The sequence below is a fragment of the Cupriavidus sp. 86D6 genome, from assembly GCF_057815095.1.
On sequence record NZ_JBYPSB010000005.1, the window covers coordinates 135,936 to 162,025 of the forward strand.

25 protein-coding genes and 1 pseudogene are annotated in these 26,090 nt (G+C 66.8%); 17 read left to right on the forward strand and 9 right to left on the reverse strand.

Annotation, left to right across the window (positions count from 1 at the left end; genetic code table 11):
* Window positions 1-6: 6 nt before the first annotated feature.
* A complete protein-coding gene (locus tag AC3G88_RS13990; RefSeq protein WP_488772151.1) occupies window positions 7-273 on the reverse strand; it encodes a hypothetical protein in 267 nt (88 codons plus the stop codon).
* A gap of 89 nt (window positions 274-362) precedes the next feature.
* On the reverse strand, window positions 363-1,424 hold the full coding sequence (gene mnmH / locus AC3G88_RS13995; RefSeq protein ID WP_488772378.1) for a tRNA 2-selenouridine(34) synthase MnmH: 1,062 nt from the start codon (window positions 1,422-1,424) through the stop codon (window positions 363-365).
* Between the two features lie 240 nt (window positions 1,425-1,664).
* Here mnmH and AC3G88_RS14000 point away from each other — a divergent pair, with 240 nt between their 5' ends.
* Both AC3G88_RS14000 and AC3G88_RS14005 read left to right on the forward strand, forming a co-directional pair.
* Complete coding sequence (locus tag AC3G88_RS14000; protein WP_488772150.1) at window positions 1,665-2,579, forward strand: AraC family transcriptional regulator; 915 nt, start codon at window positions 1,665-1,667, stop codon at window positions 2,577-2,579.
* A 237-nt stretch (window positions 2,580-2,816) separates the two neighbouring features.
* Window positions 2,817-3,710, forward strand: coding sequence for a sensor histidine kinase (locus AC3G88_RS14005; RefSeq protein ID WP_488772149.1), 894 nt, complete (start codon window positions 2,817-2,819; stop codon window positions 3,708-3,710).
* Window positions 3,711-3,735: 25 nt separating this feature from the next.
* On the opposite strand, the gene AC3G88_RS14010 is transcribed toward AC3G88_RS14005, so the two are convergent.
* The 6 genes and pseudogenes from AC3G88_RS14010 to AC3G88_RS14035 all read right to left on the reverse strand — a co-directional run bounded on the left by AC3G88_RS14010 (window position 3,736) and on the right by AC3G88_RS14035 (window position 9,862).
* The gene (locus tag AC3G88_RS14010) at window positions 3,736-4,182 is read right to left on the reverse strand and encodes a CBS domain-containing protein (protein WP_488772148.1); all 447 of its coding nucleotides are present in this window, start codon (window positions 4,180-4,182) and stop codon (window positions 3,736-3,738) included.
* Window positions 4,183-4,312: 130 nt separating this feature from the next.
* Window positions 4,313-4,399, reverse strand: a pseudogene (locus tag AC3G88_RS14015) (VOC family protein); the annotation flags it as partial.
* A 24-nt stretch (window positions 4,400-4,423) separates the two neighbouring features.
* Window positions 4,424-5,500: an alpha-hydroxy acid oxidase gene (locus AC3G88_RS14020; protein ID WP_488893455.1), complete on the reverse strand. Its 1,077-nt coding sequence runs from the start codon at window positions 5,498-5,500 to the stop codon at window positions 4,424-4,426.
* A gap of 2 nt (window positions 5,501-5,502) precedes the next feature.
* Entirely contained in the window at window positions 5,503-6,189 is a 687-nt protein-coding gene (locus AC3G88_RS14025; protein WP_488772146.1) for a Fe2+-dependent dioxygenase, read from the reverse strand.
* Between the two features lie 69 nt (window positions 6,190-6,258).
* Window positions 6,259-8,496 carry a TonB-dependent receptor gene (locus AC3G88_RS14030; RefSeq protein WP_488893456.1) on the reverse strand — a complete coding sequence of 746 codons (2,238 nt, stop codon included), beginning with the start codon at window positions 8,494-8,496 and terminating at the stop codon, window positions 6,259-6,261.
* A gap of 367 nt (window positions 8,497-8,863) precedes the next feature.
* Window positions 8,864-9,862: a hypothetical protein gene (locus AC3G88_RS14035; protein WP_488772144.1), complete on the reverse strand. Its 999-nt coding sequence runs from the start codon at window positions 9,860-9,862 to the stop codon at window positions 8,864-8,866.
* 258 nt (window positions 9,863-10,120) lie between these two features.
* Here AC3G88_RS14035 and AC3G88_RS14040 point away from each other — a divergent pair, with 258 nt between their 5' ends.
* The 13 genes from AC3G88_RS14040 to AC3G88_RS14100 all read left to right on the forward strand — a co-directional run bounded on the left by AC3G88_RS14040 (window position 10,121) and on the right by AC3G88_RS14100 (window position 23,591).
* On the forward strand, window positions 10,121-11,620 hold the full coding sequence (locus AC3G88_RS14040) for a DUF3300 domain-containing protein (protein WP_488772143.1): 1,500 nt from the start codon (window positions 10,121-10,123) through the stop codon (window positions 11,618-11,620).
* Between the two features lie 35 nt (window positions 11,621-11,655).
* The gene (locus tag AC3G88_RS14045; protein ID WP_488772142.1) at window positions 11,656-12,603 is read left to right on the forward strand and encodes a DUF2950 domain-containing protein; all 948 of its coding nucleotides are present in this window, start codon (window positions 11,656-11,658) and stop codon (window positions 12,601-12,603) included.
* Window positions 12,604-13,137: 534 nt separating this feature from the next.
* A complete protein-coding gene (locus AC3G88_RS14050) occupies window positions 13,138-13,704 on the forward strand; it encodes a BPSL1445 family SYLF domain-containing lipoprotein (protein ID WP_488772141.1) in 567 nt (188 codons plus the stop codon).
* 16 nt (window positions 13,705-13,720) lie between these two features.
* Complete coding sequence (locus tag AC3G88_RS14055; protein WP_488772140.1) at window positions 13,721-14,617, forward strand: sensor histidine kinase; 897 nt, start codon at window positions 13,721-13,723, stop codon at window positions 14,615-14,617.
* 6 nt (window positions 14,618-14,623) lie between these two features.
* Window positions 14,624-15,247, forward strand: coding sequence for a response regulator transcription factor (locus AC3G88_RS14060; protein ID WP_487522383.1), 624 nt, complete (start codon window positions 14,624-14,626; stop codon window positions 15,245-15,247).
* A 129-nt stretch (window positions 15,248-15,376) separates the two neighbouring features.
* Window positions 15,377-15,748, forward strand: a complete 372-nt coding sequence (locus tag AC3G88_RS14065; RefSeq protein ID WP_487522382.1) for a response regulator transcription factor — start codon at window positions 15,377-15,379, stop codon at window positions 15,746-15,748.
* A 122-nt stretch (window positions 15,749-15,870) separates the two neighbouring features.
* A complete protein-coding gene (locus tag AC3G88_RS14070) occupies window positions 15,871-16,125 on the forward strand; it encodes an RNA recognition motif domain-containing protein (protein ID WP_488772138.1) in 255 nt (84 codons plus the stop codon).
* 50 nt (window positions 16,126-16,175) lie between these two features.
* Complete coding sequence (locus tag AC3G88_RS14075; protein WP_488772137.1) at window positions 16,176-17,426, forward strand: efflux RND transporter periplasmic adaptor subunit; 1,251 nt, start codon at window positions 16,176-16,178, stop codon at window positions 17,424-17,426.
* Complete coding sequence (locus AC3G88_RS14080) at window positions 17,423-20,596, forward strand: efflux RND transporter permease subunit (protein WP_488772135.1); 3,174 nt, start codon at window positions 17,423-17,425, stop codon at window positions 20,594-20,596. The genes AC3G88_RS14075 and AC3G88_RS14080 overlap by 4 nt, the downstream gene beginning before the upstream one ends.
* The gene (locus AC3G88_RS14085; RefSeq protein WP_488772134.1) at window positions 20,593-22,059 is read left to right on the forward strand and encodes an efflux transporter outer membrane subunit; all 1,467 of its coding nucleotides are present in this window, start codon (window positions 20,593-20,595) and stop codon (window positions 22,057-22,059) included. The genes AC3G88_RS14080 and AC3G88_RS14085 overlap by 4 nt, the downstream gene beginning before the upstream one ends.
* A gap of 48 nt (window positions 22,060-22,107) precedes the next feature.
* Complete coding sequence (locus AC3G88_RS14090; protein ID WP_400396926.1) at window positions 22,108-22,545, forward strand: glycine zipper domain-containing protein; 438 nt, start codon at window positions 22,108-22,110, stop codon at window positions 22,543-22,545.
* A gap of 16 nt (window positions 22,546-22,561) precedes the next feature.
* Window positions 22,562-23,149, forward strand: coding sequence for a hypothetical protein (locus AC3G88_RS14095; protein ID WP_488772132.1), 588 nt, complete (start codon window positions 22,562-22,564; stop codon window positions 23,147-23,149).
* A 46-nt stretch (window positions 23,150-23,195) separates the two neighbouring features.
* Window positions 23,196-23,591: a hypothetical protein gene (locus AC3G88_RS14100; RefSeq protein ID WP_488772131.1), complete on the forward strand. Its 396-nt coding sequence runs from the start codon at window positions 23,196-23,198 to the stop codon at window positions 23,589-23,591.
* 47 nt (window positions 23,592-23,638) lie between these two features.
* Here AC3G88_RS14100 and ppk2 read toward each other — a convergent pair whose 3' ends face one another.
* Window positions 23,639-24,457 carry a polyphosphate kinase 2 gene (ppk2, locus tag AC3G88_RS14105; RefSeq protein WP_488772129.1) on the reverse strand — a complete coding sequence of 273 codons (819 nt, stop codon included), beginning with the start codon at window positions 24,455-24,457 and terminating at the stop codon, window positions 23,639-23,641.
* 163 nt (window positions 24,458-24,620) lie between these two features.
* Between ppk2 and AC3G88_RS14110 the strand changes: the two genes are divergently transcribed.
* The gene (locus AC3G88_RS14110; RefSeq protein WP_488772128.1) at window positions 24,621-24,893 is read left to right on the forward strand and encodes a hypothetical protein; all 273 of its coding nucleotides are present in this window, start codon (window positions 24,621-24,623) and stop codon (window positions 24,891-24,893) included.
* A gap of 51 nt (window positions 24,894-24,944) precedes the next feature.
* Window positions 24,945-26,087, forward strand: a complete 1,143-nt coding sequence (locus tag AC3G88_RS14115; RefSeq protein ID WP_488772127.1) for an AI-2E family transporter — start codon at window positions 24,945-24,947, stop codon at window positions 26,085-26,087.
* Window positions 26,088-26,090: the final 3 nt, after the last annotated feature.

Below are 26,090 nucleotides of genomic sequence, written 5' to 3' on the forward strand. Positions count from 1 at the left end.
CGTGAATTATCGGAGGCGGCCCCGGATCGCCTTCATCATCGCGCGCCGATAGGCGCGGTCCACGGCCAGCGTCCGGCACATCAGTCCAAGCAGCCGCTCGGAATGCGCCACCGGATACCCTTTCCGCTTCAGCAGGCGCAAATGTCGCAGCCGTGCGCGAATCTCGCGGCGCAGGCGTTGTATCCGGTGGTCCACCGGGAATATGTCTCGTTCGATCAGGGCCTGTTGCCGTTGCGCCTCCAGGTCGTCATCGCTATACCGCATGCGATCCATTGCAGCCTTCCGGTTGATCCGTTATGCGCGAGGTCTCGCATCTTTCGTTCCGGGCGCGGGGCGGCGGCGCGGTGTGATGCAGGCGGTATCTACCCCGGCCAGCGCGCGCCGACCTGCTCTGCAATGGCGGCCGCCAGCGCGTCGATGCCGTCGGCCGACAGGGTGTCCGCCGCGATGGTCATGCGATCGTCCCAGCGATGAAAATGCCTGCGCTGCGAACGCGCGTACGACGGGTCGTAATGCCGGGTGGCCAGTTCGGCGAACAGGTCCGGCAGGTTGCCGGCCCGCGCCATGGCCTGCCAGGCATCGACGGTGGTCTTGCCATGCAGCGCCTTGAGCCGTCCGAGCTGCCCGGCCAGCCATTCCGGACGGTCGCCCAGGTAGGCGTAGTCACGCAGCAGGAAGGCCAGCCGGGCGGGCAACGGCACGTCGATCTCCAGGCACAGGCTGTCGCGCATGCGCGCCACCAGTGGCACCGGCAGGTTGAGCTGGCCGATGCGCGCGCCTTCGCCTTCCACAAACAGCGGACGGGACAGGTCGATGTGTTCGATGGCGTCGGCCAGTGTCGTCTCGAAACGGGTCTGCGAGGGCTGCGGCACGCCCGGCAGCGCGCCCAGCAGCGATCCCTTGTGCCGCGCCAGCCCTTCGATATCGACCACCTGTTGGCCGTGGGCTGCCAGGGCCTGTAACACGCGGGTCTTGCCGCTTCCCGTAGCCCCACAGATCACCACCAGCGGCAGTTGCGGCGCCAGGGTGTCCAGGGTGGCGATGACATGCCGCCGCCACGACTTGTAACCGCCGCCGAGCTGCTGGGCGTCCCAGCCGACCATGCGCATCCAGGTGGTCATCGCACCGCTGCGCAGCCCGCCGCGCCAGCAGTAGACCAGCGGCCGCCAGTCAGGCGGGCGCTCGGCAAACTGGCCGCGCAGGTGGCGGGCCAGGTTGGCGGCCACCAGGGCGCCGCCCAGCCTGCGGGCCTCGAAGGCGCCGGCCTGCTTGTACAGCGTACCGACGATGCGCCGCTCCTCGTTGTCGAGCACGGGGCAGTTGATCGCGCCCGGCATATGGTCGATCTCGAATTCGGCCGGCGAGCGCGCGTCGATGATGGTGTCGAAGGCGTGGCGGTCATCCACGCGCACAAAGGGCTTCATGAAGGACGGGCAGTGCGGGCTGGGAAATGGCTCAAGCATGAAGCCTACTCCAACCGGGGCCGCCCGGGATGACAGAAGATCAGAAGATCTGGCTGCCGGACGCCGCCCCGGAATGGTGCGATAGCCGGCGGGGACGCCAGGCAGTGGGCGCAGCCTGCGTGCTATGCTGCGCCGGCCTGCTTCTGCAAGGATCTGGTAAGAATCAGGCGGCATCATCGTGATTCATCGCGGACTTTCGCCATGTCGACAACCCAAACCACCTCCGTCCCGATGGTCCCGCCGGGTCCGGTCGATACGTTCGGCTGCTCCGCAGACAAGCTCGGCGCCGACCAGGCCCTTGCGGGCAGTGACATCCAGTTCTATCGCAAGAGCGCGCGCCTGCAGTCGGGCCAGATCGCCATGCCGGCGGCCGAGCGCGGCTTTGTGGCGGGCATCGCCCTCGGGGCCGGCCACCGCCGCCGCATCATTGCCGGGCGCCACGCGCGCACGCACGATTTCGCGGCCGGTGACATCTACGTCCGCAGCCTGTCCGAGGACTACAAAGCCGATTACCAGACCCGTTTCGATTTCATCCTGATGGAGCTGCCGCGCAGCTTCATCGAGCGCACCAGCAGCGAGATGGGCCGTGTGCGTCAACGCGCCCTGCGAGAGACCGCCGGTCAGCCCGACCCCGTGCTGGCGCACCTTGCCCAGGCGATGGTGCCGGCGCTGAGCCATCCCGAACATGCGTGCCGGCTGTTCATCGACCAGTTGAGCCTGACCATCGGCGTACATTTGGTCAGCCAGTATGGCGACGAGCCGGTGGCATCGCGCAGGGTCAACCGCCTGCTGTCGCCACGCAGCGTGGCCCGCGCCAAGGAACTGCTGGCCGCCAAGCTCGACGGCGACCTGTCGATTGCCGACGTGGCCGACGCCTGCCAGCTGTCACGCAGCCATTTCACGCGCGCCTTTCGCGATACCACCGGGCAGACGCCTTATCAGTGGCTCCAGTCCCAGCGGGTGGAACACGCTTGCGCGCTGCTGCGGGACGCCGCCGTGCCACTGGCCGAGGTCGCCGTGGCCTGCGGCTTTTCCGACCAGAGCCATTTCACGCGCGTCTTTACGCGGCACACGGGCATGGCGCCCGGCCTCTGGCGCCGCCGCTATCTCGGCTGACAGAAGGCGGGGCTGCCCAAGGGCCGCCGAAGCAGCGGGGTCGCCTCGGTGGCATTTCAGGCACGTATAGCGCGGCAATGCGGCACAGACGTACAAGGCGCGGCACAAATCGACAAGTCAATTCCTGAGGCGTGTCGTAGATTGCGTCTGACTGCCGCATGGCGCGCCGCCGGAAGCCACGAGCTTTCTGCCCCGGCCGCCGGCGGCGCTGGATTGTTGCCAACTGGAGATGCCGCCGTGACACCGCAAAGCGACCCGCCCTCGGACGCCGCCGCATTCCAGTTGGACGCCATCCGCATGGTGCGTGACGTCGCACAGGCCATCGAGCGGCGTATCCAGGAAAACCTGAGCGGTGCCGGCGCGGACGCTGGCGCATGCCGCAGCGACACGGCCATCATCCAGTGCCTGCAGGAGCAGATGGTGCATCTGTCGCGCGTAGCCACGCTGGGCACGCTGGCGGCGTCCATCGCGCACGAAATCCGCCAGCCGCTGACCGCCATCCGCATCGAAGCCGGCACCATCGAACGCTGGATGAAGCGTGACGCCCCGATGGCCGGGGAAGTCAGCGAAGGAATCCGCCGCATCCAGGAGCAATCCGAACGCGCCGAGCGCGTGATCCGCAGCCTGCGCGCGTTGATGCGCCGCGAACCGTTGCCGCCCCAGCCCTTCCGGCTGGACGACGCGCTGCGCGAGGTGCTGCCGCTGGCCGATTGCCGGATCAGCGTCGCCTGCGTCGATCTGCGGCTCGATCTCGATACAACGTTGCCGCCGGTACATGGCGACCGCGTGCAGATCCAGCAGGTCATGCTCAATCTGTTGCTCAATGCGGTGGAGGCCAGGCGCGATGGCTCGCCGGGCACTGCCCGGGTGACGCTGCGCACGCGGCACGGTGCCGCCGGCATGGCCGTGGTCGAAGTCATCGACAACGGCCGTGGCATCGAACCGGAGCAACTGGCCAGGATCTTCGAACCGTTCTTCAGCACGAAGGACGACGGCATGGGGATCGGGCTCGCCATCTGCCGCTCGATCGTGGAACTGCACGGCGGCACCATTGCCGCTGCCTCGGGCGATGGACAGACCACGGTGACGGTCGCCCTGCCGCTGTACGCCGCCGCCTGCGCCGCCGCCTAGGCCGGCCGGGGCGCTTTCACACCGATCAGGCAGTGCCGGCGGCTGCCGTGCCGTCTGCTGGCTGCGGTGTCTCGGGGCGCAGCGCGCGCAGAATGTCGCGCCAGCTCACGATGCCGACCGGCCGGAACTGCGGGTCCACGATCGGAATGCAGGACACCTGGTGCGTCAGGAACAGGTCGATCGCGTCGGCGATAGCGGCTTCCGGGCGCAGCGTGATCGGCTGGCGGGACATGATCTGATGGACGCGCCGGTTCAGGGTATTGAGATCCCTTGCCGATTCCACATTGCTGCCGATGAACGGGCTCATGGCCCGCAGCAGGTCGCGATCCGACACCACGCCGTGCAGCCTGCCGTCTTCCACCACCAGCAGATGGTGGAAGCTCGCGGCGTCAAAGATGTCCTTCACCGTTGCCAACGTGTCATCGAAGACCACGGTGGCCACCTGTTTCGACATGATGCTGTCAATACTCACTGCTGGCTCCGTTCAGCTAGATCGGGCGCGCATCGCCGCACGGGGTCGGCGCGGATGCGCGGGGATAAATGCCCGGTAGGTATAACGGCAGCGCCCGTCGGGAACTGAAGCGGGCATCCCGCTTGCGGAGTCAGTCGTCGAACGTCCCCTGATACTCGGGGGCGGCGTCCGAGCGCGTATTGAGCTCGAACATCACGCCATCCGGTGCGCGGCAGAAGAGATTGGGGGGTGGCAACCTGGTCTATCGCGGCTGAATGGCGGCACCGTCCAGCGCATCGAGGCGCGGACAGCCCAACTGGGCCATCGCCACTTCCAGCTCGGTCTGCAGCATCGTCAGCAGGTGTGCCACGCCGGGCATGCCGCCCACGGCCAGCGCATGCAGCACGGGCTGGCCGACCAGCACGGCCCTGGCGCCCAATGCGAGCGCCTTGGCGATATCGGTGCCGCGCCGGATGCCGCCGTCGAGCAGGATCGGCACCGCACCGTTCACGGCCTGCGCCACGGCGGGCAGCGCGTCGATGGTGGCCGGCACCGTATCCAGCGTGCGGCCGCCGTGGTTCGAGACGATGATGCCTGCGACGCCGGCATCGAGGGCGGGCCGGACATCGGCCGGATTGAGCAGTCCCTTGACCAGGACAGGCAGTGCCGTCTGGCGGCACAGCCATGCCACGTCCTGCCAGGTCGGCGCATGGCGCAGCATGCTGCGGAACACCGGGCTCCCGTGGCTGGCGTCGTGGGCCTCCGGCGGCGGAAAGTCAGCCAGGTTGACTGCGCCGATGCCGTCGGGCAGGCGGAACCCCGCGCGCTGCTCGACATTGCGGATGCCATTGACCACCGCATCGATGGTCAGCACGATGGCCTGGTAGCCGGCCTGTTCAGCGCGGCGCACCAGCGTCAGCGTGTCTTCCCGGCGCGGCTGCAGGTAAAGCTGGAACCACAACGTGGTGGTGGCGGTGCGGGCGATGTCTTCGAGCGTGACGCTGGCCTGCGTGCTGACCGTCATCCAGGTGCGCGTCAGCGACGCCGCATGCACCGTGGCCAGCTCGCCATCGGGATGCGCCAGCTTGTGATAGGCGGTGGGGGCGATCAGCACCGGATAGTCGAGCGGCCGGCCGAACAGTTCCGATCGCGCCGACGCCTGGGACATGTCGACCAGGGCGCGCGGCATCAGGCGGATGCGCTCGAAGGCTGCCAGGTTGTCGCGCTGGGTGATACCGTCGGCCGAGTACCCGGCGATATACGCGGCAATGGCCGGATGCACGCGTTCGTGGAAGCGGCGTTCATAGTCGCGCGCGGAAACGGTATCGGCAGGAATCATCGTCAAAGCTCGGCCCAGCGCCGCAGCAGGTTGTGATAGTGGTTGACCAGTGACAGCACCGCTTCGTCGCCGTCGCCGAGCCGGGTGCGGATGCCGATGATCGTCATGTCGAGTTCGTGCAGCGTCGTGCGCATGCCGTCGTCCTTGACCATCGACTGGGCCCAGAAGAACGAGGCCCAGCGGCATCCGCGCGTGACGGGCGTGACGCGATGCAGCGACGAGGCAGGATACACCACCATATGTCCGGCCGGCAGCTTGACGGCGTGGGTGCCGAACAGGTCTTCGATAACCAGTTCGCCGCCGTCGTACTCGTCGGGATCGGACAGGAACAGCGTGCTGGACACGTCGGCGCGCATGCGCAGCCCGCCGGTACCCGGCATGGTGCGGATGGCGTTGTCGACGTGCGTGCCGAACGTCATGCCGGCTTCGTAGCGGTTGAACATCGGCGGCAGCACGCGCAGCGGCAGCGCGGCCGAGTGGTAGGCGGCGCTGCGGCCCAGCGCCTGCAGGACGAAGTCGGCCAGTTCCAGGGCTTCGGCGGTGTGCGTCGGCAGCTGCAGGTTGGCCTTGGACTGCGCGGCCAGGTCGCCGGCCGTGATGCGGCCATCGACCCACGACGACGCCTCCAGGCGACGCCTGAGCGTGCGCACTTCGTCAGGGGTCAGGACATCGGGGATACGGATCAGCATGGTGGCGATTCCTCAGGGAGGACGGCCGGTTCCCACCCACAGTGAGGGAGCCGGCCGGTGTCGGCGGGATCAGAACGTCACGCCAACGTTGAGCAGCACGGTACGGCCGGAAGCCGGCACGGCCCGCGTCGCCTGGAATGCCGACGCATAGTTCAGGCTGTTGGTCAGGTTGTAGCCGTTGAGCGATGCCCGGAACTTGCCCTGCCGGTAGGCCAGCATGGCGTCGAGCGAGAAGGTGTCGGGCACGCGGCCCGTGTTTTCCGAATTCGCCCAGTAGCCGGACGCGTACTGCACCCCGCCGCCCACCGTCAGCTTGCCCGGCAATGGCACGAGCGCGTGCGGAATGTCATATGCCGTCCACAGCGTCAGGTTGTGGTGCGGCACGCCGGGTGCTACGTTGCCGACCAGCGTCGGGATGGAGGCCGATGTCACTTCGCCATCCAGGTAGGCATAGGCCAGATTGGCCGACCAGTTCGTGGTGATCCTGCCGGTCAGCCCCACCTCCGCGCCGCGTATGCGCCGCCCCTCGCCGCTGTCGGAGAAGCCGTTGGCGACTGCGCCCGTCACCGGGTCCACCGTGTAGGCGTTGGACTTGCGGATCTGGAACAGCGACCCCGTCACACCCAGGCGCTTGTCGAGGAAGTCGAGCTTGGTCCCCACTTCCACAGTGTCGGACCGCTCCGGTTCGCTGGCGACGCCGGCCTTGGGCTCCTCGGTCTGCACGCCGCCCACGGCCAGTGCGATGTCGGTTCCCACCGGCCGGTACGAGCGCGAGAACATCGCGTAGAACATGGCGTTCTTCGTCGGTTCCCAGATCGCGCTGATGGCCGGACTGAGCTTTTTCGAGTCCGCCGTGCCGCCCGCCGCCGAGGCGCTGGTCTCGTATTCGCTGCGGAAGTAGTCCCAGCGCAGGCTGCCGAGCAGCGAGACCTGGTCAGTCAGCCAGACGCGGTCGTTCACGAACACGCCGACGTTGGTGGAATTGGCGTCGCGCGTGGCCACGTAGTTGACGCTGGCATTCTTGCTGGCGTCGAAGACCGGATCGACGATGGTCTGGTTGTTCAGGCGGCCGGTCCAGCTGCCGATGTCGCGATGATCGCGCTGGTAATTCGCGTCGAGCCCGGCCATGGCCCGGTGGCGGATGCTGCCGGTATGGAACTCGCCCCTGGCGCTCAGCACGTTCTGCAGGCCCCAGCCGCGCTGCATGTAGGTCATGCCGCCGCGCGCACCGTACCGCAGCCGCGCGTTGCCGCCAGCCAGCAGCTTCTGCAGGGTGGCCTGGTTGACCCCCGCGGGGTTGGTGCCAGAGAAGTCGCGGTCGTAGTAGCTGAAGCGCGTGTCGTTGTTCAGTGTGATGCCATGTCCGAGTGCCGTCTGCAAGAGGGAAGTCACCACATGGGCATCACTCGTGTCACGATCGGTGTTGCGCACGTACGAAGTGGACCGCGACAGGCCCGGCACGTCGTACTCGGTGATCGGCCGGTACACGCCGTCGGTGCCCTGTGCCATCGGCACGCCGTAGTCGGGCGGTCCGCTGCGGTGCAGGTAGGCGTAGTTCAGGTGCCATTCGGTCGGCGTGCCCAGGCCGGTGCCGAAGTCCACGGCCAGGCCGCGCCGGTCGTCGTCCACGTGGTCGCGGTCAGGGGTCCTGCCGTCCTGGAACATGGCGTTGACGCGCACGGCCGTGGTCGTGCCGAGCTGGTAGTTGCCATCCAGCATGGTGCGGTACGTGGGGCCGGCGCCGAAGTTCTGGTCGATGCTGGTGCGCGTGCCCTTGCCAGCCTTCTTCGAGGTCTGGTTGATCAGGCCGCCCAGATTGCCCACGCCGAAGCTCTCGCCGGCAGGGCCCTTGATGACTTCGACGCTTTCGGTGTTGAAGATGTCGCGCCGGTAGGCGCCAAAGTCGCGCAGGCCGTCGATATAGACATCGCCCTTGGCCGACAGGCCGCGAATGCGGAACTGGTCGCCATTCTGGCCGCCATTGCCTTCACCGGTCGACACCGTGATGCCGGGCACGTTCTTCAGCGCCTGTTCCAGCGAGCTCACCTGCTGCTGCTCCAGCACGTCGCGCGGCAGGACAAAGATGGTCTTGGGCGTCTCCTTCACGGTATCGGGCAGCCGCGCGATGCCGGTGGGCGCTTCGTTGGTGTTCTCGATGCCCTTGCCGGTCACCGTGACCGCCGGCAGCACCGCGGCGGGCTGGGCATGGGCGATCTGTGGGAGCGCCGTGATCGTAAGGACGGTGCCGGTGCTTGCCGCGCCGGACACCAGTACGCGGATCGAAGACGAAAGGATTTTCTGCTGCACAACTGAACTCCAGCGTTGACGACAACAATCGGGGCGGATGCGGGCATCCATTGCGCCTGTCAGGCGACAGGCGCGCGGGCGCGGTCGAAGGGGGGCGGAGTAGGTGTGACGCGGAGGCTTGCTGGTCGCTGGGGGCGACGGCTGGCTATGGGCGGGCGGATGCGTGTTCGGCATCGACATGACCCGACCCGGCGCCTGTGTTTCTTCAACAACGGGCGCCAACGTAAGCCATTCGGCTACGGTGGGTCAATCGAAGATCGGGACGGAAGAGATATTTCGGAGAACTTCGAAAATTTCACAAAGAATGACTGACTCGGAGGTTTCCGAGCCAGTCAGAGTGTGCGGGCGACGTGAGGGGTGAGCGGGATCAGAAGCTGGCGGCCAGGCCCAGCGACACCCCGGACACGTTGTTGCCGAACACGTAGCGCACCACGGCCCGCACGCGCGTGACGAAGACTTCGTGCGCCGTGGTGTCCAGTTCCAGGCCCAGGCCGAGCGTGGTCAGGTAGTTGAATCCCAGCGCCCCGGCCTGCGCGCCGAGGTAGTGGGAGTGCGACAGCTCCATCACATAGCGCACGGGCCGATCCATTGCGAAATAGCCGGTCGGGGCGCGCCAGCGCGCGTACAGGTTGGCGGTCTGGGCGATGGCCGAGCCTTGCACGGCATCGGACGAGCCGCCGAAGCTCTTCAGGTGGATATTGGTGTAGCGCAGTTCGACGTCAATGTCGTGCTCGGGCCGGTAGTGTTCCCAGTCGATCATCACCGAGCCGCCCAGCCCATAGGCATTGAGCGATCCGCCGTCGAGGAAGTTGATGGTGCGATCGGTCTTGCGGTTCACGAAGCCTTGCGCCAGCCGCAGGTCGCTGGACACATTGCCCAGCGAGGCATTGAAGATCGGACGGAACACCAGTTCCTTGCTCTCGGTCAACGGGAAGTCCCAGCCGATACCGACGGTGCCGGCTACCGTGTTCCAGCGGGTGGGCAGCTCGCGCGACTCCGTGCCGTTCGAGGCCACGAACGTGGGGTCGTAGCGGCTGTAGGCGATCGACCCTTCCAGATAGATCGGCGTGGACTTGCTGAGGGTGAAGCCGCCGCCCAGCTGCGACATGATGATGCCGGGGTTGGCGGTCTGCCCGTTGGAGATCGACAGCGAACTCGACGCCAGGTCGGGCACCACCGAAAAGCTCATCAGGGTCAGCACCGCGTTGGCCTGCCGCTGCACGGCCGGACCGAACACCACCTGGAAATCGGGAGATTGCTGCGCATACGCGGGCCCCGCGCCGCCCCACAGCAGCACGGCGAGCACGACGACCGCCAGCGCAGTCAGGCAGCGCCGACGGACGAAACCGGATCCTGGAAGCGTCATGCGGCCCATTGGGGGGTCGGCCGGATAGGCCCGGCGGCGTTCGGCAATGCTGCAAAGCGTACGCCAGCGCGGGCCGGCTTGCGAATTGGACCAAAGCCGTATGGACAACGCGATACCGGGTCCGGCGAGCGGCCTATTGGCCCAAGGTTCCATTGCGGCGCGTCTGGCGGCCATCTATATGTTGTGCTGACAGCCGGAGAAGGGGACGTCGGCACCATTTTGCGGAGGGATGCCATGAGGGGTGGCAGCGGGCAACAAATGCGGCGCATGCGATGCATCGGCCACTGGATGCTTGCCGGCCTGTTGGTCTCCACGGGCAGCGCCCTGGCGCAGCCAGCGCCCGGGCAGCAGCCGGCGCCAGCACAGGCGCCCGCGCAGGGCGCGCAGGCGACAGCGGGGCAGCAGACCTTCAAGCCCGAGGAAATCGAGGCCCTGGTGGCGCCCATCGCGCTATATCCGGATTCGGTGCTGTCGCAGGTGCTGATGGCTTCGACCTATCCGCTGGAAATCGTGCAGGCCGCGCGCTGGCAGAAATCGAATTCGAGCCTGAAGGGCGACGCCGCCGTGAAGGCCGTGCAGGACCAGCCGTGGGACGTCAGCGTGAAGTCGCTGGTGGCGTTTCCGCAGGTGCTGGAGCCGATGAACGACAAGCTCGACTGGACGCAGAAGCTTGGCGATGCCTTCCTGGCCCAGGAAAAGGACGTGCTGGCGGCCGTGCAGCGGCTGCGCAACAAGGCCCAGCAGTCCGGCAACCTGAAGTCGAACGAGCAGCAGAACGTGACGGTCCAGCCGGCCACGCAAAGCAGCGGCTCGCAGCAGACGATCGTCATCGAGCCCGCCAATCCGCAGGTCATCTACGTGCCGGCGTACAACCCGGCGACGGCCTACGGCAGCTGGGGCTATCCGAGTTATCCGCCGTACTACTGGCCGCCGTATCCGGCCTACTATCCGGGCGCCGCGCTGGCCACCGGGTTTGCCTGGGGCGTGGGCCTGGCGGCCGCCGGCGCGATCTTCGGCAACTGCAACTGGGGCGGCGGCGACGTGAACATCAACGTGAACCGTGCCACCAACATCGACCGCAACTTCAACCGCAACAGCGTCGAAGGCGGCAAGTGGAAGCACGATGCCAGCCACCGCAAGGGCGTGGCCTATCGCGACAACGCCACGCGCGAGAAATTCGGCAACAACGTCGGGGGCGCGGACCGGCGCAACGACTTCCGGGGCCGCGAGGGAGACCGGGGCGGGGATCGCGCGGGAGATCGCTCCGGCAACCGGGCCGGCGACCGCAGTGCGGATCGCGCGGGCGATCGCGCTGGTGACCGGGCCGGCGACCGCTCGGCCGACCGGGGCGGCAACCGTGGCAGCGACCGCGCGGGCGACCGGGGTCAGGGTGTGGGCGGCGACCGCGCCAGTACTGGCGACAGGATGTCAACGGATCGCGGGGGCGCCGGCGATCGCGGCGGCGCTGGCGCGAATCGCACCAGCTACAGTGGCGGCGGCCGGGACAGCGCGTTCCAGGGCGTGGGCGGCAGCGGCGCAACATCGCAGCGCGACTTCGATCGCGGGCGTGCCAGCTCGGGCGGTAGCTACGGCGGCGGACAGGGCGCAGCCCAGCGCAGTGCCGGAGGTAGCGGCTTCCAGGGCGGCGGTGCCAGCCGCGGCGGTGGCGGTGGCTTCCAGAGTGGCGGCGGCCGGGGCGGTGGAGGCGGCGGATTTGGCGGCGGCGGCGGGCGCGGCGGTGGCGGCGGCCGTCGGTAGCGGGAAATGGCGATGACAACCACGAGGTGTCAGGCATGCGTGAAATGAAAGCAATCCTGCCGTCGCGCATCGCGCGTAACGTCCTGCCGCTGGTGCTGGGCGCGGCGCTGATGTCGGCTGCGCAGGCCCAGAAACCGTTCGATACGCCGGAGGCCGCCATGAATGCGTTTGGTGAGGCCGTGGCCACGAGCAATGACGCGGCCATGACGGCGCTGCTGGGCCCGGCGTCCCGCCGCCTGATCCCGCCGGTGGGCGCGGAGCAGCGATATCGCTTCCTGTCGGCGTGGAGCCAGTCGCACCGCATCGAGGGTGGCGAAGACGGCACTGCGCGCGTGGTGGTGGGCAACAATGGCTGGACGCTGCCGATACCGCTGGTCAAGGCAGCCAACGGGCGCTGGCATTTCGATGCGAAGCAGGGCATCGACGAGATCCGCTTGCGGCGCATCGGGCGGAACGAACTGTCTACCATCCAGACCATGCTGGCGATCTACGACGCCCAGCACGACTACGCGCTGGGCAACCACGAGGGCAATGGCCTGACGGTCTATGCGCGCAAGCTGGTCAGTTCGCCGGGCAAGAAGGACGGACTCTACTGGCCCACCCGCGCGGGCGAACCGGAGAGCCCGCTGGGGCCGGCGTTCATCGATGCCGTGTCGAGCCATCGCAGTGCATCGGACGGCTATAACGGCTATCGCTTCAAGCTGCTCAACGGGCAGGGCCCGACCGCCCCCGGCGGCAAGTACACGTATCTGGTCAACGGCAAGCTGTTCGGCGGGTTTGCGGTGCTGGCGTGGCCCGCCCGTTATGGCGATACCGGCATCAAAAGCTTCATGGTCAGCCACGACGGCCAGGTCTACGAGCGCGACCTTGGACGTGACACCGGCAAGCGGGCTGCCGCCATCGATACTTTCGATCCCGGCTCGGGATGGAGCAAGGTGGCGCCCGAACTGCTGCAGCCCGTGACATCGGGCAACGCCGACTAGGCAGGAGGCCCGCGCCGGCTGCGCGTCCGACCCGCACAATGCCCTGGCCGGTGGGAACACCGGGCCAGGGCATTTTTTCTTCCGGCTTTCCTTATTTGGCTATTGGCGCGGACCCCGGCGTGCCAATTGTCCCTGGCATGCCGGCGGATGCTAAGCAGGCTTTTAAATTCCGGTGAGTTGTCGCGAAAAGTATGGATTGCGCGTCCTGCCGGGCAGTATCGGGTATCGCGGCGGGCGCTTCAATATGAACGCCAGATTAATGTCAGGCACCGCGTGTGCTGATATTTTTTTCTGCCGTGTTTCATCTTTACGGATGAAGAGAAGTAAAGATTGCAATCGTGAAGCCATCGACCTACTTTGATAGGGCACTAACGGAATATCCAGAAAAAGCAATAAGCATCAATCGTGTTTGGCGTGGGGTAGTCACGCACAGGGACGTTCCATGGATCTGGGCGCAGCGGCCCGCAGTTGGCCGCTGCCCGTCGTAGGGCCCGCTCGCCCTGGCTGGCTCCCCGTTCTGTTTGGGAGACCATAATGAATCGACGGTTGTTCATGAGCCTGCCTTCACTGGCATTGGCGCCGGCTTTGTTTGCCTGTACCACCAACATGTCCGGCAGCGATGCGGCGGCCAAGCGACGCGAGATCGATGCTGGGGTGGACGGCACCATGAGCAAGCTGTTCTCGTCTGCCAGTTCTGCGCAGGCGCTGTCGCAGGAGGCCAAGGGCATACTCGTCTTTCCGAAGATCCTGGCCGCGGGCTTCATCGTCGGTGCCGAGTATGGCGAAGGGTCGCTGCGGGTGAACAATGCGCCGGTGGGCTATTACCGCACCACGACCGCATCGTTCGGCTTCCTGGCCGGCGCACAGTCCAAGGCGCTCATCCTGATGTTCATGACCGACGACGCGCTGAAGGCGTTCGAGGCCAGCAAGGGCTGGACGGCCGGCGTGGACGGATCGGTGGCGCTGGCGACCATCGGCGCAAACGGGCAGGTCGACACCAACACGGCCCGCGCGCCCATCGTCGGATTCGTGCTGACCAACGCGGGGCTGATGGCCAATCTGTCGCTGGAAGGCACCAAGATCAGCAAGCTCGATATCTGAGCGTGCGTGTCCGACCATGAGATGGGTCACGATCTTGCTGCTGGGGGCGTCCGTCGCGCTGGCGACGGGCGTGCTGCCGCGACCGCGCGCCGCACCGCGGCGCCGGGGCGATACCCTGCGCGTGATCGATACCAGTCCCTTCTCCGACATCGCCAGCCGCCCCGGCATGGTCGAACTGGCCGGGTCGCTGGCGCATGAACTGAATCAGCCGCTGACTGCCATCACCAGCAACGCCCAGGCCGCGCGCGAGTACCTGATGTCGGGCACGCCGGATCAGGGCGAGATCCGGGACATCCTCGATGACATCGTCAGCGACGCCTCGCGCGCCAGCGACATCGTCAAGGGTGTGCGGGCGCTGATCCGTGGCGAGGCCCCTCACCTGGTGCCATTCCAGATTGGCGACGTAATCGCGCGTGCGCTGGACCTGGTGCGCGACGAAGCGCGGACGCGCGAGGTGACCGTGGATGGCACGGCGGATGAAGCGTTGCCGCGCGCCGTGGGCGACCCGATGGAAATCCAGCTGGTGCTGCTGAACCTGCTGGTCAATGCGCTGGATGCCGTGGAGGCAGCGCACGCACGTGGTGCGCGCAAGGTATCGGTCGGCGCGTCCGCGCAGGACGGCCTGCTGAAGCTGACCGTGCGCGACAACGGCTGCGGCGTGGCCGAGGGCGACCTCGACAAGATTTTCCGCCCGTTCTTTTCCTCGAAGCCCAAGGGCATGGGCCTGGGCCTGTCGTTCAGCCGCGCGCTCATGGAACGCAATGGCGGCCGGCTGCGCGCCATCCGGAACAGCGACCGGGGCATGACGTTCGAGTGCCTGCTGCGCACCGAGCTTCCGGCCTCGGCCACGACGCATCATCGCGGACATGCGGTCGTTGCGGCCCGGTTCAGGACTGCATTTTCCCGGAGGTAGGACTCCATGCTCGCAACCAGGATCACCATCTACATCGTTGACGATGACGATAGCGTGCGGCGCGCGCTGGGCCGTGTGCTGGGCGCGCATGGCTACCTGAGCGCCGGGTTTGCGTCAGCCAGCCAGTTCCTGGAAGAAGCCGATCTGGACAACGCACCCGGCTGCATGCTGCTGGACCTGCAGCTGCCAGACATCAGCGGCATCGACCTGCAGCAGGCGCTGTGCAGCCGGATTCCGGTCATCATCCTGACCGGGCATGCCGACGTGGCCAGCGCGGTGCTGACGATGCAGGCGGGCGCCATCGACTTCCTGCAAAAGCCGGTATCCGACGTGCAACTGCTGGCCGCGGTCAGCAAGGGCTGCGACTGCGCCGCGCGCCTGTTTGCGCAGGCCAGCGAATTGCGCGACCTGAAGAAGAAGATCGACCGCCTGACGCCGCGCGAGCGCGAGGTGCTGGCGTGGATCGTGACGGGATTCCGGAACAAGCAGGTGGCCAACCGGCTGGGCACGGTCGAAAAAACCATCAAGGTGCATCGCGCCCACGTGATGCAGAAGCTCGAAGTGGATTCCCTGCCGGCACTCGTCCGCATTGCCGACCGCATGGGCATGGTGGCCGATCCGGCCGCCTGAGCACGGCCTTTCCTGCGCCGGTTTGGCGCAAGATCCCGCGCACTCGCTGGACCATGGGCCAATATCGCCCGCCGCGCCTGTCTCGTAGCCTAATCAGTACGTGCTTACGATCGGCTGCGCAACGTGCAAATGGGTGCTACGGGAAACTTCGTGGTGGTTGTCGACGACGACGCGTCAGTGGCGCGCTCCACGTCGCGGCTGTTGCGTGCCGCGGGCATCACGGTCGACACCTTTACCAGCGGCGCCGATTTCCTTTCCCGCATCCACGGCAGGCCGGTCTATCGGCCGTTCTGCGTGATTCTCGATGTCTGCATGCCCGGGATCGACGGGCTGGAAGTGCAGCAGCAGCTGGCCGGCCTGGCCTTGCCGCTGATCTTCATCACCGCCCACGAGGTGCCCGAGGCACGCGACAAGGCCCTGGCGGCGGGCGCCGTCGGCTATCTGCGCAAACCTTTCGACGCTGCACAGCTGGTGGATCTGGTACGTAGCGTGATGCCTTAGCCCCATGCCTTTGGTCCTTGGTCCAATTGTCATTCAGGCCGCAGCGGGCACACTCTTATCAAGGCGCGCGGCAGTCACCCTGCCATACGCGTGTATCGCGGGTCGAACAGGAGGACCGGCAAATGTCGCTACTGATGATTTCCAACCTCCACCCGGACACCACGGAGGAGCAGCTCAAGGAGTTCCTTGGCCGCTACGGCTTTCCGGCGCCCGACGAGATCGAGCGGCAGGAGGGCGACGGCACGCGGCCGTCGATGACGCTGACGTTCCGGTCGGTGGACATCGGCGCGCTGCAGCAGCTCGTCCCACGCATCCATGGCGTGTTCTGGAATGGCCACAAGATCAATGCGCTGATCCTGCGCGAACACTTCAGGTAATCGCACAAGTCTCGCGTGGCCCTGGGCCGGCGCGGGCAGGAGATACGACGATGGCAAGCGGTCTGGTATCCAAGCGCGGTCGGTGGGCATTGCCGGTCCTGGCCGCACTGGCGGTGACCGGCTGCCACAAGCAGGAGGCCAAGGCGCCGGCCGCACCACCAGCGGCCGAAGTGGGCGTGGTCAAGGTGACGCTGCACGACGTGCCGCTGACCTATGAATTCGTGGGCGAAACGCAGAGTTCCCAGCAGGTGGAGATCCGGGCCCGCGTGAGCGGCTTCCTGGAGCAGCGCCTCTACACCGAAGGCGCGATGGTCAAGGCCGGCCAGGTCATGTTCCGCATGGACCAGAAGCCGTTCCAGGCCGCGCTCGATGCCGCGCAGGCCGAACTGGCCCAGCAGCAGGCCCGGCTGACCACCGCGCGATCCAACCTGGCACGCGTCAAGCCGCTGGCGGCCAAGAACGCGTTGAGCCAGAAGGACCTCGATGAAGCCACCGGCCAGGAACAGGCCGCCGCCGCCGCCGTGGAAGCGGCCAGGGCCAACGTCACCAACGCGAAGCTGAATCTCGGCTACACGACGATCACGTCGCCGGTGAATGGCCTGTCCAGCTACGCCAAGAAGCAGGTGGGATCGTATATCGATGCCACCAACAGCCTGCTCACCTATGTGGCCAAGCTCGATCCCATCTGGATCAACTTCAGCCTGTCCGAGAACGAAGTGCTGCAATACCAGTCGCAGACAGCGTCCGGCACGATCCGCATGCCAGAGCGCGGCGCGATGGAGGTGGAGATCGTACTGGCCGACGGCACCACGTATCCGCAGCGCGGGCGTATCGCCTTCGCCGATGCGTCGTTCAACTCCGAGACCGGCACCTACCTGATCCGCGCCGAAATGCCGAACAACAAGGGCATGCTGCGCCCGGGCCAGTTCGTGCGCGTGCGGCTGATCGGCGCGGTGCGCACCAAGGCCATCACCGTGCCGCAGGAAGCCGTGGTGCAGGGCCAGCGCGGCCAGTCCGTCTGGCTGGTGGGCAAGGAGAACAAGGCCGAGTCGCGCGTGATCGACGTGGGCGAATGGTCGCAGGGAAACTGGGTGGTGCGTTCGGGCCTGCGTGAGGGCGATACCGTGATCGTCGATGGTGCGATTCGCCTCGCGCCGGGCGCGCCGGTCAAGCCGGTGGCGGCGGCACCGCGCCAGGCCAGCGACGGGCCATCGCCGGTGCCGCCGTCGGCGCCGCCCGCGCGGCCAGCGGCGCCGGGCGCCACGGGTGCGGCCGAAGCCGGCAAGGGTGCGGCGTCATGAAACTGTCCCACTTCTTCATCGACCGCCCGATCTTTGCGTCGGTGCTGTCGATCATCATCGTGGTGGGCGGGATGGTGGCGCTGTTCAACCTGCCGATCGCCCAGTTTCCGGACATCACGCCACCCAGCATCACGGTGTCGACCACGTATCCGGGCGCCAGCTCGGAAGTGGTGGCGCAGAACGTGGCGGCCCCGATCGAGCAGCAGGTGAACGGCGCGGACAACATGCTGTACATGTCGTCCACCAGTTCGTCCACCGGCAATATCACGCTGACCACGTACTTCGAGATCGGTACCGACCCGGCACTGGCGCAGGTCGATGTGCAGAACCGCGTCAACCTGGCCCTGCCGACCCTGCCCGACGCCGTGACCAAGCAGGGCGTGACCGTGGAAAAGCGGTCGCAGGCGTTCATGATGGTGATTGCCGTCTATTCGCCCGACAACAGCTACCCGCAGACCTTCGTCGACAACTACACCAGCATCTACATCCTCGATTCGCTCAAGCGCATCCCGGGTGCCAACCAGTCGTCCATCTTCGGCACGCCGGACTACGCCATGCGCATCTGGCTCAAGCCGGACCGCATGGCGCAGCTTGGCATCACGGCCGAGGACGTCAAGAGCGCGGTGGCCAACCAGAACGAGCAGTTCTCGGCCGGGCGCATCGGCAGTTCGCCCACGTCGGAGCCGGTCAAGCAGACGTTCCCGGTGACCACCAAGGGCCGCATGACCGAGCCGGCCGAGTTCGAGAACATCATCCTGCGCGCGGCCTCGGGCGACGCCGCGCTGGTGCGGCTCAAGGATATCGGCCGCGCCGAACTGGGTTCGAAGGACTACTCGCTGCGCAGCCGCTACAAGGGCAAGACGGCCACGCTGCTGGCCGTGTACCAGCAGCCGGGCGCCAATGCGCTGGCCGTGGCCGGCCAGGTGCGCAAGGCGCTGGAGGAAGCCAAGAAGACGTTCCCGCCGGGCCTGGAGTACGAAATCGCGCTCGACACCACCGAGTTCGTGCATGAGTCGATCAACGAGGTGGTCCACACCTTGCGCGACGCGGTGATCCTGGTGATTCTGGTGGTGTACCTGTTCCTGCAGAGTTTCCGCGCCACGCTGGTGCCGATCCTGGCGGTGCCGGTGTCGATCATCGGCACGTTCACCGCCATGGCCGCGTTCGGCTTCTCGGTGAACATGCTCACCCTGTTCGGCATGGTGCTGGCCATCGGCATCGTGGTGGACGACGCCATCGTGGTGATCGAGAACGTCGAGCGCAACATGATGGAGTTCCACATGCCGCCCAAGGAGGCCGCCAAGGCCGCCATGGACGAAGTGGGCGGGCCGGTGATCGCCATCGTGCTGGTGCTGCTGGCGGTGTTCATCCCGGTGGCGTTCCTGTCGGGCATCACGGGCCAGCTATACAAGCAGTTCGCCATCACGCTGGCGGTATCGGTGCTGCTGTCCGGGGTGGTGGCGCTGACGCTGTCGCCGGCGCTGGCGGCCATCCTGCTCAAGCCGGGCAGCCACGAGAAGAACCGCTTCTTCCGCTGGTTCAACCGCAGTTTCGACCGGCTGGTGGAAGGCTATGGCGCGACGGTCCAGGCCGTGATCCGGCGCACGGCGATCTCGGTGGGCATCGTCATCGCGCTGATCGTGGCCGCCGTGCTGATGTTCATGCGCATTCCGTCATCGTTCCTGCCGGTGGAGGACCAGGGCTATCTGCTCGGCGCGGTCATCATGCCCGACGCTGCCAGCCTGGACCGCACCGGCGCGGTATCGAAACGGGCCGCCGAATGGTTCGAGAAGCAGCCAGCCGTGAAATCGGTGGCGGTGCCGGACGGCTACAGCCTGATCGATTCGCAGAACAAGTCGAATGCCGGCACGCTGTTCATCACGCTGAAGGGCTTCCACGAGCGCGGCAAGGGCGAAAGCGCGGCTGACCTGATCGCGCAGGCCAACAAGGAGTTCTCGACCTATCGCGAAGGGCTGGTGATTCCGGTGAATCCGCCGTCGATCCCGGGGCTGGGCACCACGGGCGGCTTCGAATTCTGGCTGCAGAGCACCGGCGACGGCACCTACCAGCAGCTGGAGGAACGCACGCGCGCGTTCATCGCCAAGGCCCGGCAGCGCCCGGAGCTGCGCGGCGTGAGCACGACGATCAACACGCGGTCGCGACAGCTGCTGGTTGACCTCGACCGCGAGCGGGCCGAGACGCAGGGCGTACCCGTGGAGCAGGTGTACTCCGCGCTGCAGACGATGTTCGGATCGTTGTACGTGAGCCAGTTCCCGAAGAACAGCCGGCTGTTCCAGGTGATCCTGCAGGCCGAGCCGGAGTACCGGTCGAAGCCCGAGGATATCGACAAGGTCTACGTGCGCAATTCGCGCAACGAGATGGTGCCGATCAAGGCCGTGACCACGGCGCGTTATGTGGCCGGGGCCGATCTGGTCACGCGCTTCAACAACTTCCCGGCGGCCAAGATCACGGGCGACGCCGCGCCGGGGTACAGCTCGGGCCAGGCGCTGCAGGCCATGGAGGAAGTGGCCACCGAGGTGCTGGGCCCGGGCTACAGCTATGCGTGGAGCGGGCAGGCCTATGAGGAAAAGAAGGCCGGGTCCACGGCGGCGATGGTGTTCGCGTTCGCCTTGCTGATGGTGTTCCTGATCCTGGCGGCGCAGTACGAGAAATGGTCGTTGCCGATCGGGGTGCTGCTGGCCGTGCCGTTCGCGCTGTTCGGTGCGCTGGTGGGCATCCTGGTGCGGGGCATGGAGAATGACGTGTACTTCCAGATCGGCCTGACGGTGCTGATCGCCCTGGCCGCCAAGAATGCCATCCTGATCTTCGAATTCGCGGTGGAGATGCGCGTCAAGGAAGGGCTGAGCCCGTATGACGCGGCGGTCAAGGCGTCCAAGATGCGGCTGCGCCCGATCATCATGACGTCACTGGCGTTCATCCTCGGCTGTATCCCGCTGGCCATCGCAAGCGGCGCGTCGGCGGCCAGCCGCCAGTCGCTGGGCACGGGCGTGATCGGCGGCATGCTTGGCGCCACGGTGATCGCCATCTTCTTTATCCCGATGTTCTTCTGGGGGCTGGAGCGCGAGAGCAAGAAGAAGCTCGCCAGGCAGGCCGGGAAGGATGCCGGGCCTGGCACCGATCCCGCAGCACCCTCCGGAGGCACGCTATGAGCCAGCGCGGCTTGCGGGCGCGAGCCCTGGTGCCGGGGCTGGCGGCGATGACGCTGCTGGCCGGCGGCTGCACCGTGGGGCCGGACTACGTGCGGCCGGACGTGGCGGTGCCGGAGACCTACCGCTTCGCGCCCGAAACGCCGCAGGCGGCCGACGTGGTCACCACGCAATACTGGTGGTCGCAGATCGGGGATCCGGTGCTCGACGACCTGATCGCCACGGCGCGCGCGCACAACTACGACGTGCTGATTGCCACGGCACGCGTGGAGGAGTACTACGGACGCGTGATGACCACGCGGGCCGGGCTGTTCCCGCAGGTGGGAGCAGAGGCCGGCGGCAGCCGGCAGCGCATCAGCACCAGCAGCGGCACCTTGCTGCCCATCGACAACCCGTTCAACTCGGTCAAGGCCGACGTCTACGCGTCGTGGGAGCTCGACCTGTTCGGGCGCATCCGGCGCATGACCGAAGCGGCCCGGGCGGAATGGGCGGCTTCCGAACAGGCGCGCCGCAGCACGGAGATCAGCGTGGTGGCGGCGGTGGCCAGCGGCTACATCACGCTGCGCGACCTCGACAACCGCCTGCGCATCGCGCAGGACACGCTGACCAGCCGTGAGGGCGCGCTGCAGGTGTTCCGCGAACGGTTCCAGGGCGGCGTGGTGTCGGAGGTCGAGTATGCGCAGTCGCGCTCCGAGTATGCGTCGGCCCAGGCGTCGGTCGAGCAGTTCCGGCAGCTGGTGGCGCAGCAGGAAGACCTGCTGGCCGTGCTGGTTGGCGACAACCCGCGCGCCATGCCGCGCGGCAAGTCGATCGACGAATTGATTCTCCCGGTGGTGCCGGTGGGCCTGCCGTCTTCGCTGCTGGAACAGCGCCCGGACCTGCTGCAGGCCGAACAATCGCTGGTTGCGGCCAACGCGCAGATCGGCGCCGCCCGCGCGCAGTATTTCCCGACGATTTCGCTGACCGGCATGTTCGGCGCGGCCAGCACCGCGCTGTCCGGGCTGTGGGTGGGTTCGTCCCGGGCGTGGTCGTACGGTGGCCTGATCAGCGTGCCGATCTTCACTGCCGGTGCGATTGCCGGTGACGTGAAGCAGGCCGAGGCACGCCAGAAGCAGGCGCTCTACGGCTACCAGCAGGCGGTGCAGACCGCATTCCGCGAGGTGGCCGATGCGCTGGCCGGCGTGCAGTACACGCGCAGCCAGCTCCTGGCTAAGAACGACCAGGTGGATGCGCTGTCGCGCTACGCGCTGCTGGCGCGCGACCGGTACGAAGGCGGCTACACCAGCTACCTGGAGGTACTCGATTCCGAACGTTCGCTGTTTTCTGCGCAACTCGAACAGTCGACGTTGCGTGGCACGGAGTTTGGCCAGTTGGTCCAGCTCTACAAGGCGCTGGGCGGCGGGTGGCCCGTCGACAGCGCAACTCAGGCCAGCGTGAACCAGCCGGCCAGCCCCGCCAAGGAGTGATTCATGTCCAGATCCAGCATTCCGGCCGCGTTGCTCGCCGCCACCGTTATGGTTGGCCTGAGCGCCGGCGCCCTCGCGCAGTCGAAACCCATCGCCTATCCGGCCAAGGGACAAAGCCAGGCCACGCAGCAGGAGGATGACGGCTACTGCTACTCGTGGGCCAAGTCGAACACCGGCATCGATCCGGCGCAGGTAGCCGCCGCGCCGCCGCCTGCACCCAGCGGCCCGGCCGTGGGCGGCGGCGAGCGGGTGGGCGGTGCGGCGCGCGGCGCGGCGGGCGGTGCGGTCATCGGCGCCATTGCGGGCGATGCCGGCAAGGGCGCCGCAGCCGGCGCGGCCGTGGGCACGATGGCGGGTGGCCACCGTGCACGGCAGAACCAGCGCAATGCGCAGGCCAACGCGCAATCGCAGCAGTCCGGCGCCATGAATACCTATTACCGCGCGTATTCGGCCTGCATGCAGGGGCGCGGCTACACGATCCAATAACCAGGGAGGACGTCATATGTTCAAGCGAGTCGCCATTACCGCTGCAGTGCTGCTGAGCCTGTCAGCAGTGTCATACGCCCAGCCGGACGTGAAGACCGACGTGCAACGGTCGCCCGGGCAGACCACGGCCACCGGCACGGCCAAGGTCAACGCCACCATCACCGCCATCGACCCCGCGTCGCGCAAAGTCACGCTCAAGACCCAGGCCGGCAAGGTCGTGGATATGACGGTGGGCGAAGAGGCGCGCAACTTCGACCAGCTGCGCGTGGGCGACAAGGTTGCCGTCGAGTACACGGAGGCCCTGACCGTGAGCCTGAAGAAGGGCAGCGGGGCAGCGACCATGCAGGAACGCGAGATTTCCGAGCGTTCCGAACCGGGCGCCAAGCCGGGTGGACGGCTGGGGCGCGAGGTGACCGTGGTGGCACAGGTCGTCAAGGTCGACAAGGAAAAGAACATCGTCACGGTCAAGGGGCCGCGTGGCCACACGGTGGATCTGCTGGTGGAAGACCCGGAGCAGATGAAGGCCGTGAAGAAGGGCGACCGCGTGCAGGCTGTCTATACTGAGGCAGTCGCGGTGTCTGTCACACCGGGTACGGCGAAATAACGGCGTTCCCGATCCAGTCTGGCCAGGAGAGAAGGAGGCAGCCTTGATGTTCAGTGCAAAATGGCATGGCCTGTGCGCGGCCGCGCTGCTGGGCCTGGCCTGGCCAGCGCATGCGTATTACGATCACTTCCTCAGCGGCACCATCATCGGCACGCTGGACAAGGACCAGGTGGCGGCGCTGCGCACCGCATTCGGGAAGACGCTGACGGACTCCGATGACGGTGCCAGCGTGCCGTTCCACCTGGACGCCAGCACCAGCAACGCCAAGAGCAAGGCCACGGACGGCACGTTCACGCCGCTCAAGACGCGTACGGAAAATGGCCAGCGTTGCCGCAAGGTGCGCAGCGAACTGCGTCAGCCGGGCCGGCAGCCGGAACGCTGGACAGGCTGGTATTGCCAGCAATCGGACGGCGACTGGAAGAAGACGATGATCAAGGACTGACCGACGCCCGGCGGCGGGGGGCTTGCCCCGGCCGCCGGGCGGCGGGTTCAGAACTTCTCGGGGATGTAGCGGTACGGATAGTCAGGCGCCTTGTAGTGGCCCGACTTCTGGCGCGCCGGCAGCGTGACCTTCTTGCTCTTGATGCGTTCGTACGGCACGGAGTCGAGCAGGTGGCTGATGATGTTCAGCCGGGCGCGCCGCTTGTTGTCGGAGCGCACCACGTGCCACGGGGCAAAGTCGGTATCCGAGGCTTCGAACATCGCGTCGCGGGCGCGCGAGTAGTCGTACCAGCGGCTGTACGACTTCAGGTCCATGTCCGTCAGCTTCCAGGTCTTGCGCCCGTCCTCGATGCGCGACTGCAGCCGGCGTGTCTGCTCTTCCGGCGTGACTTCGAGCCAGTATTTCAGCAGCAGCACGTTGGACCCGACGATGGCGCGTTCCATCAGCGGCACGGCACGCAGGAACACGTCCACCTGTTCTTCGCTGGCAAAGCCCATCACGCGTTCCACGCCGGCCCGGTTGTACCAGCTGCGGTCGAAGATCACCACTTCGCCCGCGGCGGGCAGATGGGGGATGTACCGTTGCATGTACATCTGGCTCTTCTCGCGCTCGGTGGGTGCGGGCAGAGCCACCACACGGAACACGCGCGGGCTGACCCGCTCGGTGATGGCCTTGATGGTGCCGCCCTTGCCGGCGCCGTCCCGCCCCTCGAAGACGATGCACACCTTGGTGCCGCTGGCCTTGATCCAGTTCTGCATGTGCACCAGTTCCACATGCAGCCCGGCCAGCGCCTCCTCATAGTCCTTGCGGCCCAATGCGGTGCCGGCCTCCGCCTCGCTTTCGGCGCGCCGTGCCTGTTTTGCCATGTCAGCTCCCAGAGTGTGGATGGGACACTTTCCCCGAGTATCAATCTGGACACTGGGTCGGGCTTTGGCAATGGACCTTGGTCCAATGCTTGGCCCAAGGACCAATTGCTTTGCGCCTGGGCTTGGCTGACTCTAACTGGAGAACCTGTTCGAGTTTGCCATCATGCATAAATGCGGTGTCGTGATGATGGCGGGGGCGCTGTGGCTGGCCGTGCTGGGCATCTTCTTCAGCGATCCCAGCGGGCAGACGCCGGACAAGCTGAACCTGTTCAGGCTGGCAATGCGCGGCCTGGAGGTGCAGATGTTCCGGACCGGCAGCGACCCGCCGCGCTATCTGGTCAATGTGCTCGCACGCGACTGGCTGATCGGTTGCGTGGTGCTGTTCGTCGCCGGCGCCGTCGTGTTCCTGATCGCGCGCCGGCGCCAGGTCGCCTGATGGCGTGCCCGCTGCCCCGCTCGCAATCCGCCGCACAAGGGAGGTCATCCCATGCTGCAAGCCCCGTATTCCAGCGCGACGGCGTCGCGCACGCTGATCGATTCGCTGATCCGCTTCGGCCTGATCGCGCTGCTGTCGGTCTTCTGCTTCCAGATCTTCAAGCCGTTCATGAACCTGCTGCTGTGGTCGGTAATCCTGGCCATCACGATGTATCCGCTGCAGGTGTGGCTGCGTGGCAAGGTCTTTGACGGCGAAGGCCGCACCGCCACGCTGATCATCGTGGTGGTGATTGCCGTGGTCATGGTTCCGACCTACCTGCTGGGCATTGCGCTGATCGAATCGGTCGAGCATGCCATGGCGATCGCCAAGACCGGCGAATTCACGATCCCGCCGCCCCCCGAGGCGGTGGCCGGCTGGCCTGTCATCGGACGGCGGCTCCATGACGCCTGGCTGATGGCCTCCACCGATGCCGGCGGGCTGATCCAGAAGCTCGGTCCGCAGATCAAGACGGCCAGCCTTGGCTTGCTGGGGGCGATCGGTGGCGTGGGGGTGGGGCTGCTGGTCTTCGTCGGTGCGCTGATCATCGCCGGGATCATCATGGCCTATGGCGAACTGGGCACCCGTAGCGCGGAGCGGATCGCGTCGCGTCTCACCAACCCGGAACGCGGGCCGCGTATCACGGCGCTGTGCACGGCGACCGTGCGCGCGGTGGCCCAGGGCGTGGTGGGCATCGCCTTCATCCAGATGCTGCTGATCGGCGTCGCCTTCATCATCAAGGGCGTGCCGGGTGCGGGGCTGCTGGCGCTGGCGGTGCTGCTGCTGGGCATCATGCAGCTGCCTGCCACGCTGATCACGGTGCCGGTGATCGTGCTGGTGTTCGCGTCCGAGGGCGCTTCCGGCGCCAACGTCGTGTTTGCGATCTATGTGTTCATCGCGGGGCTGTCGGACAATGTGCTCAAGCCGCTGCTGCTGGGGCGCGGCGTGGACGTGCCCATGCCGGTCATCCTGATCGGCGCGCTGGGCGGCATGGTCACCGGGGGTGTGATCGGCCTGTTCATCGGCCCGATCGTGCTGGCGGTGGGCTATCAGCTGTTCTGGCAATGGGTGGAAGATCCGCCGCCGCGTATCGAGCTGGAAGCCGAAGCGCCGCACAGTGTGCCCGACATCACCGGGGCAGACATCACCAGGGGATAAACC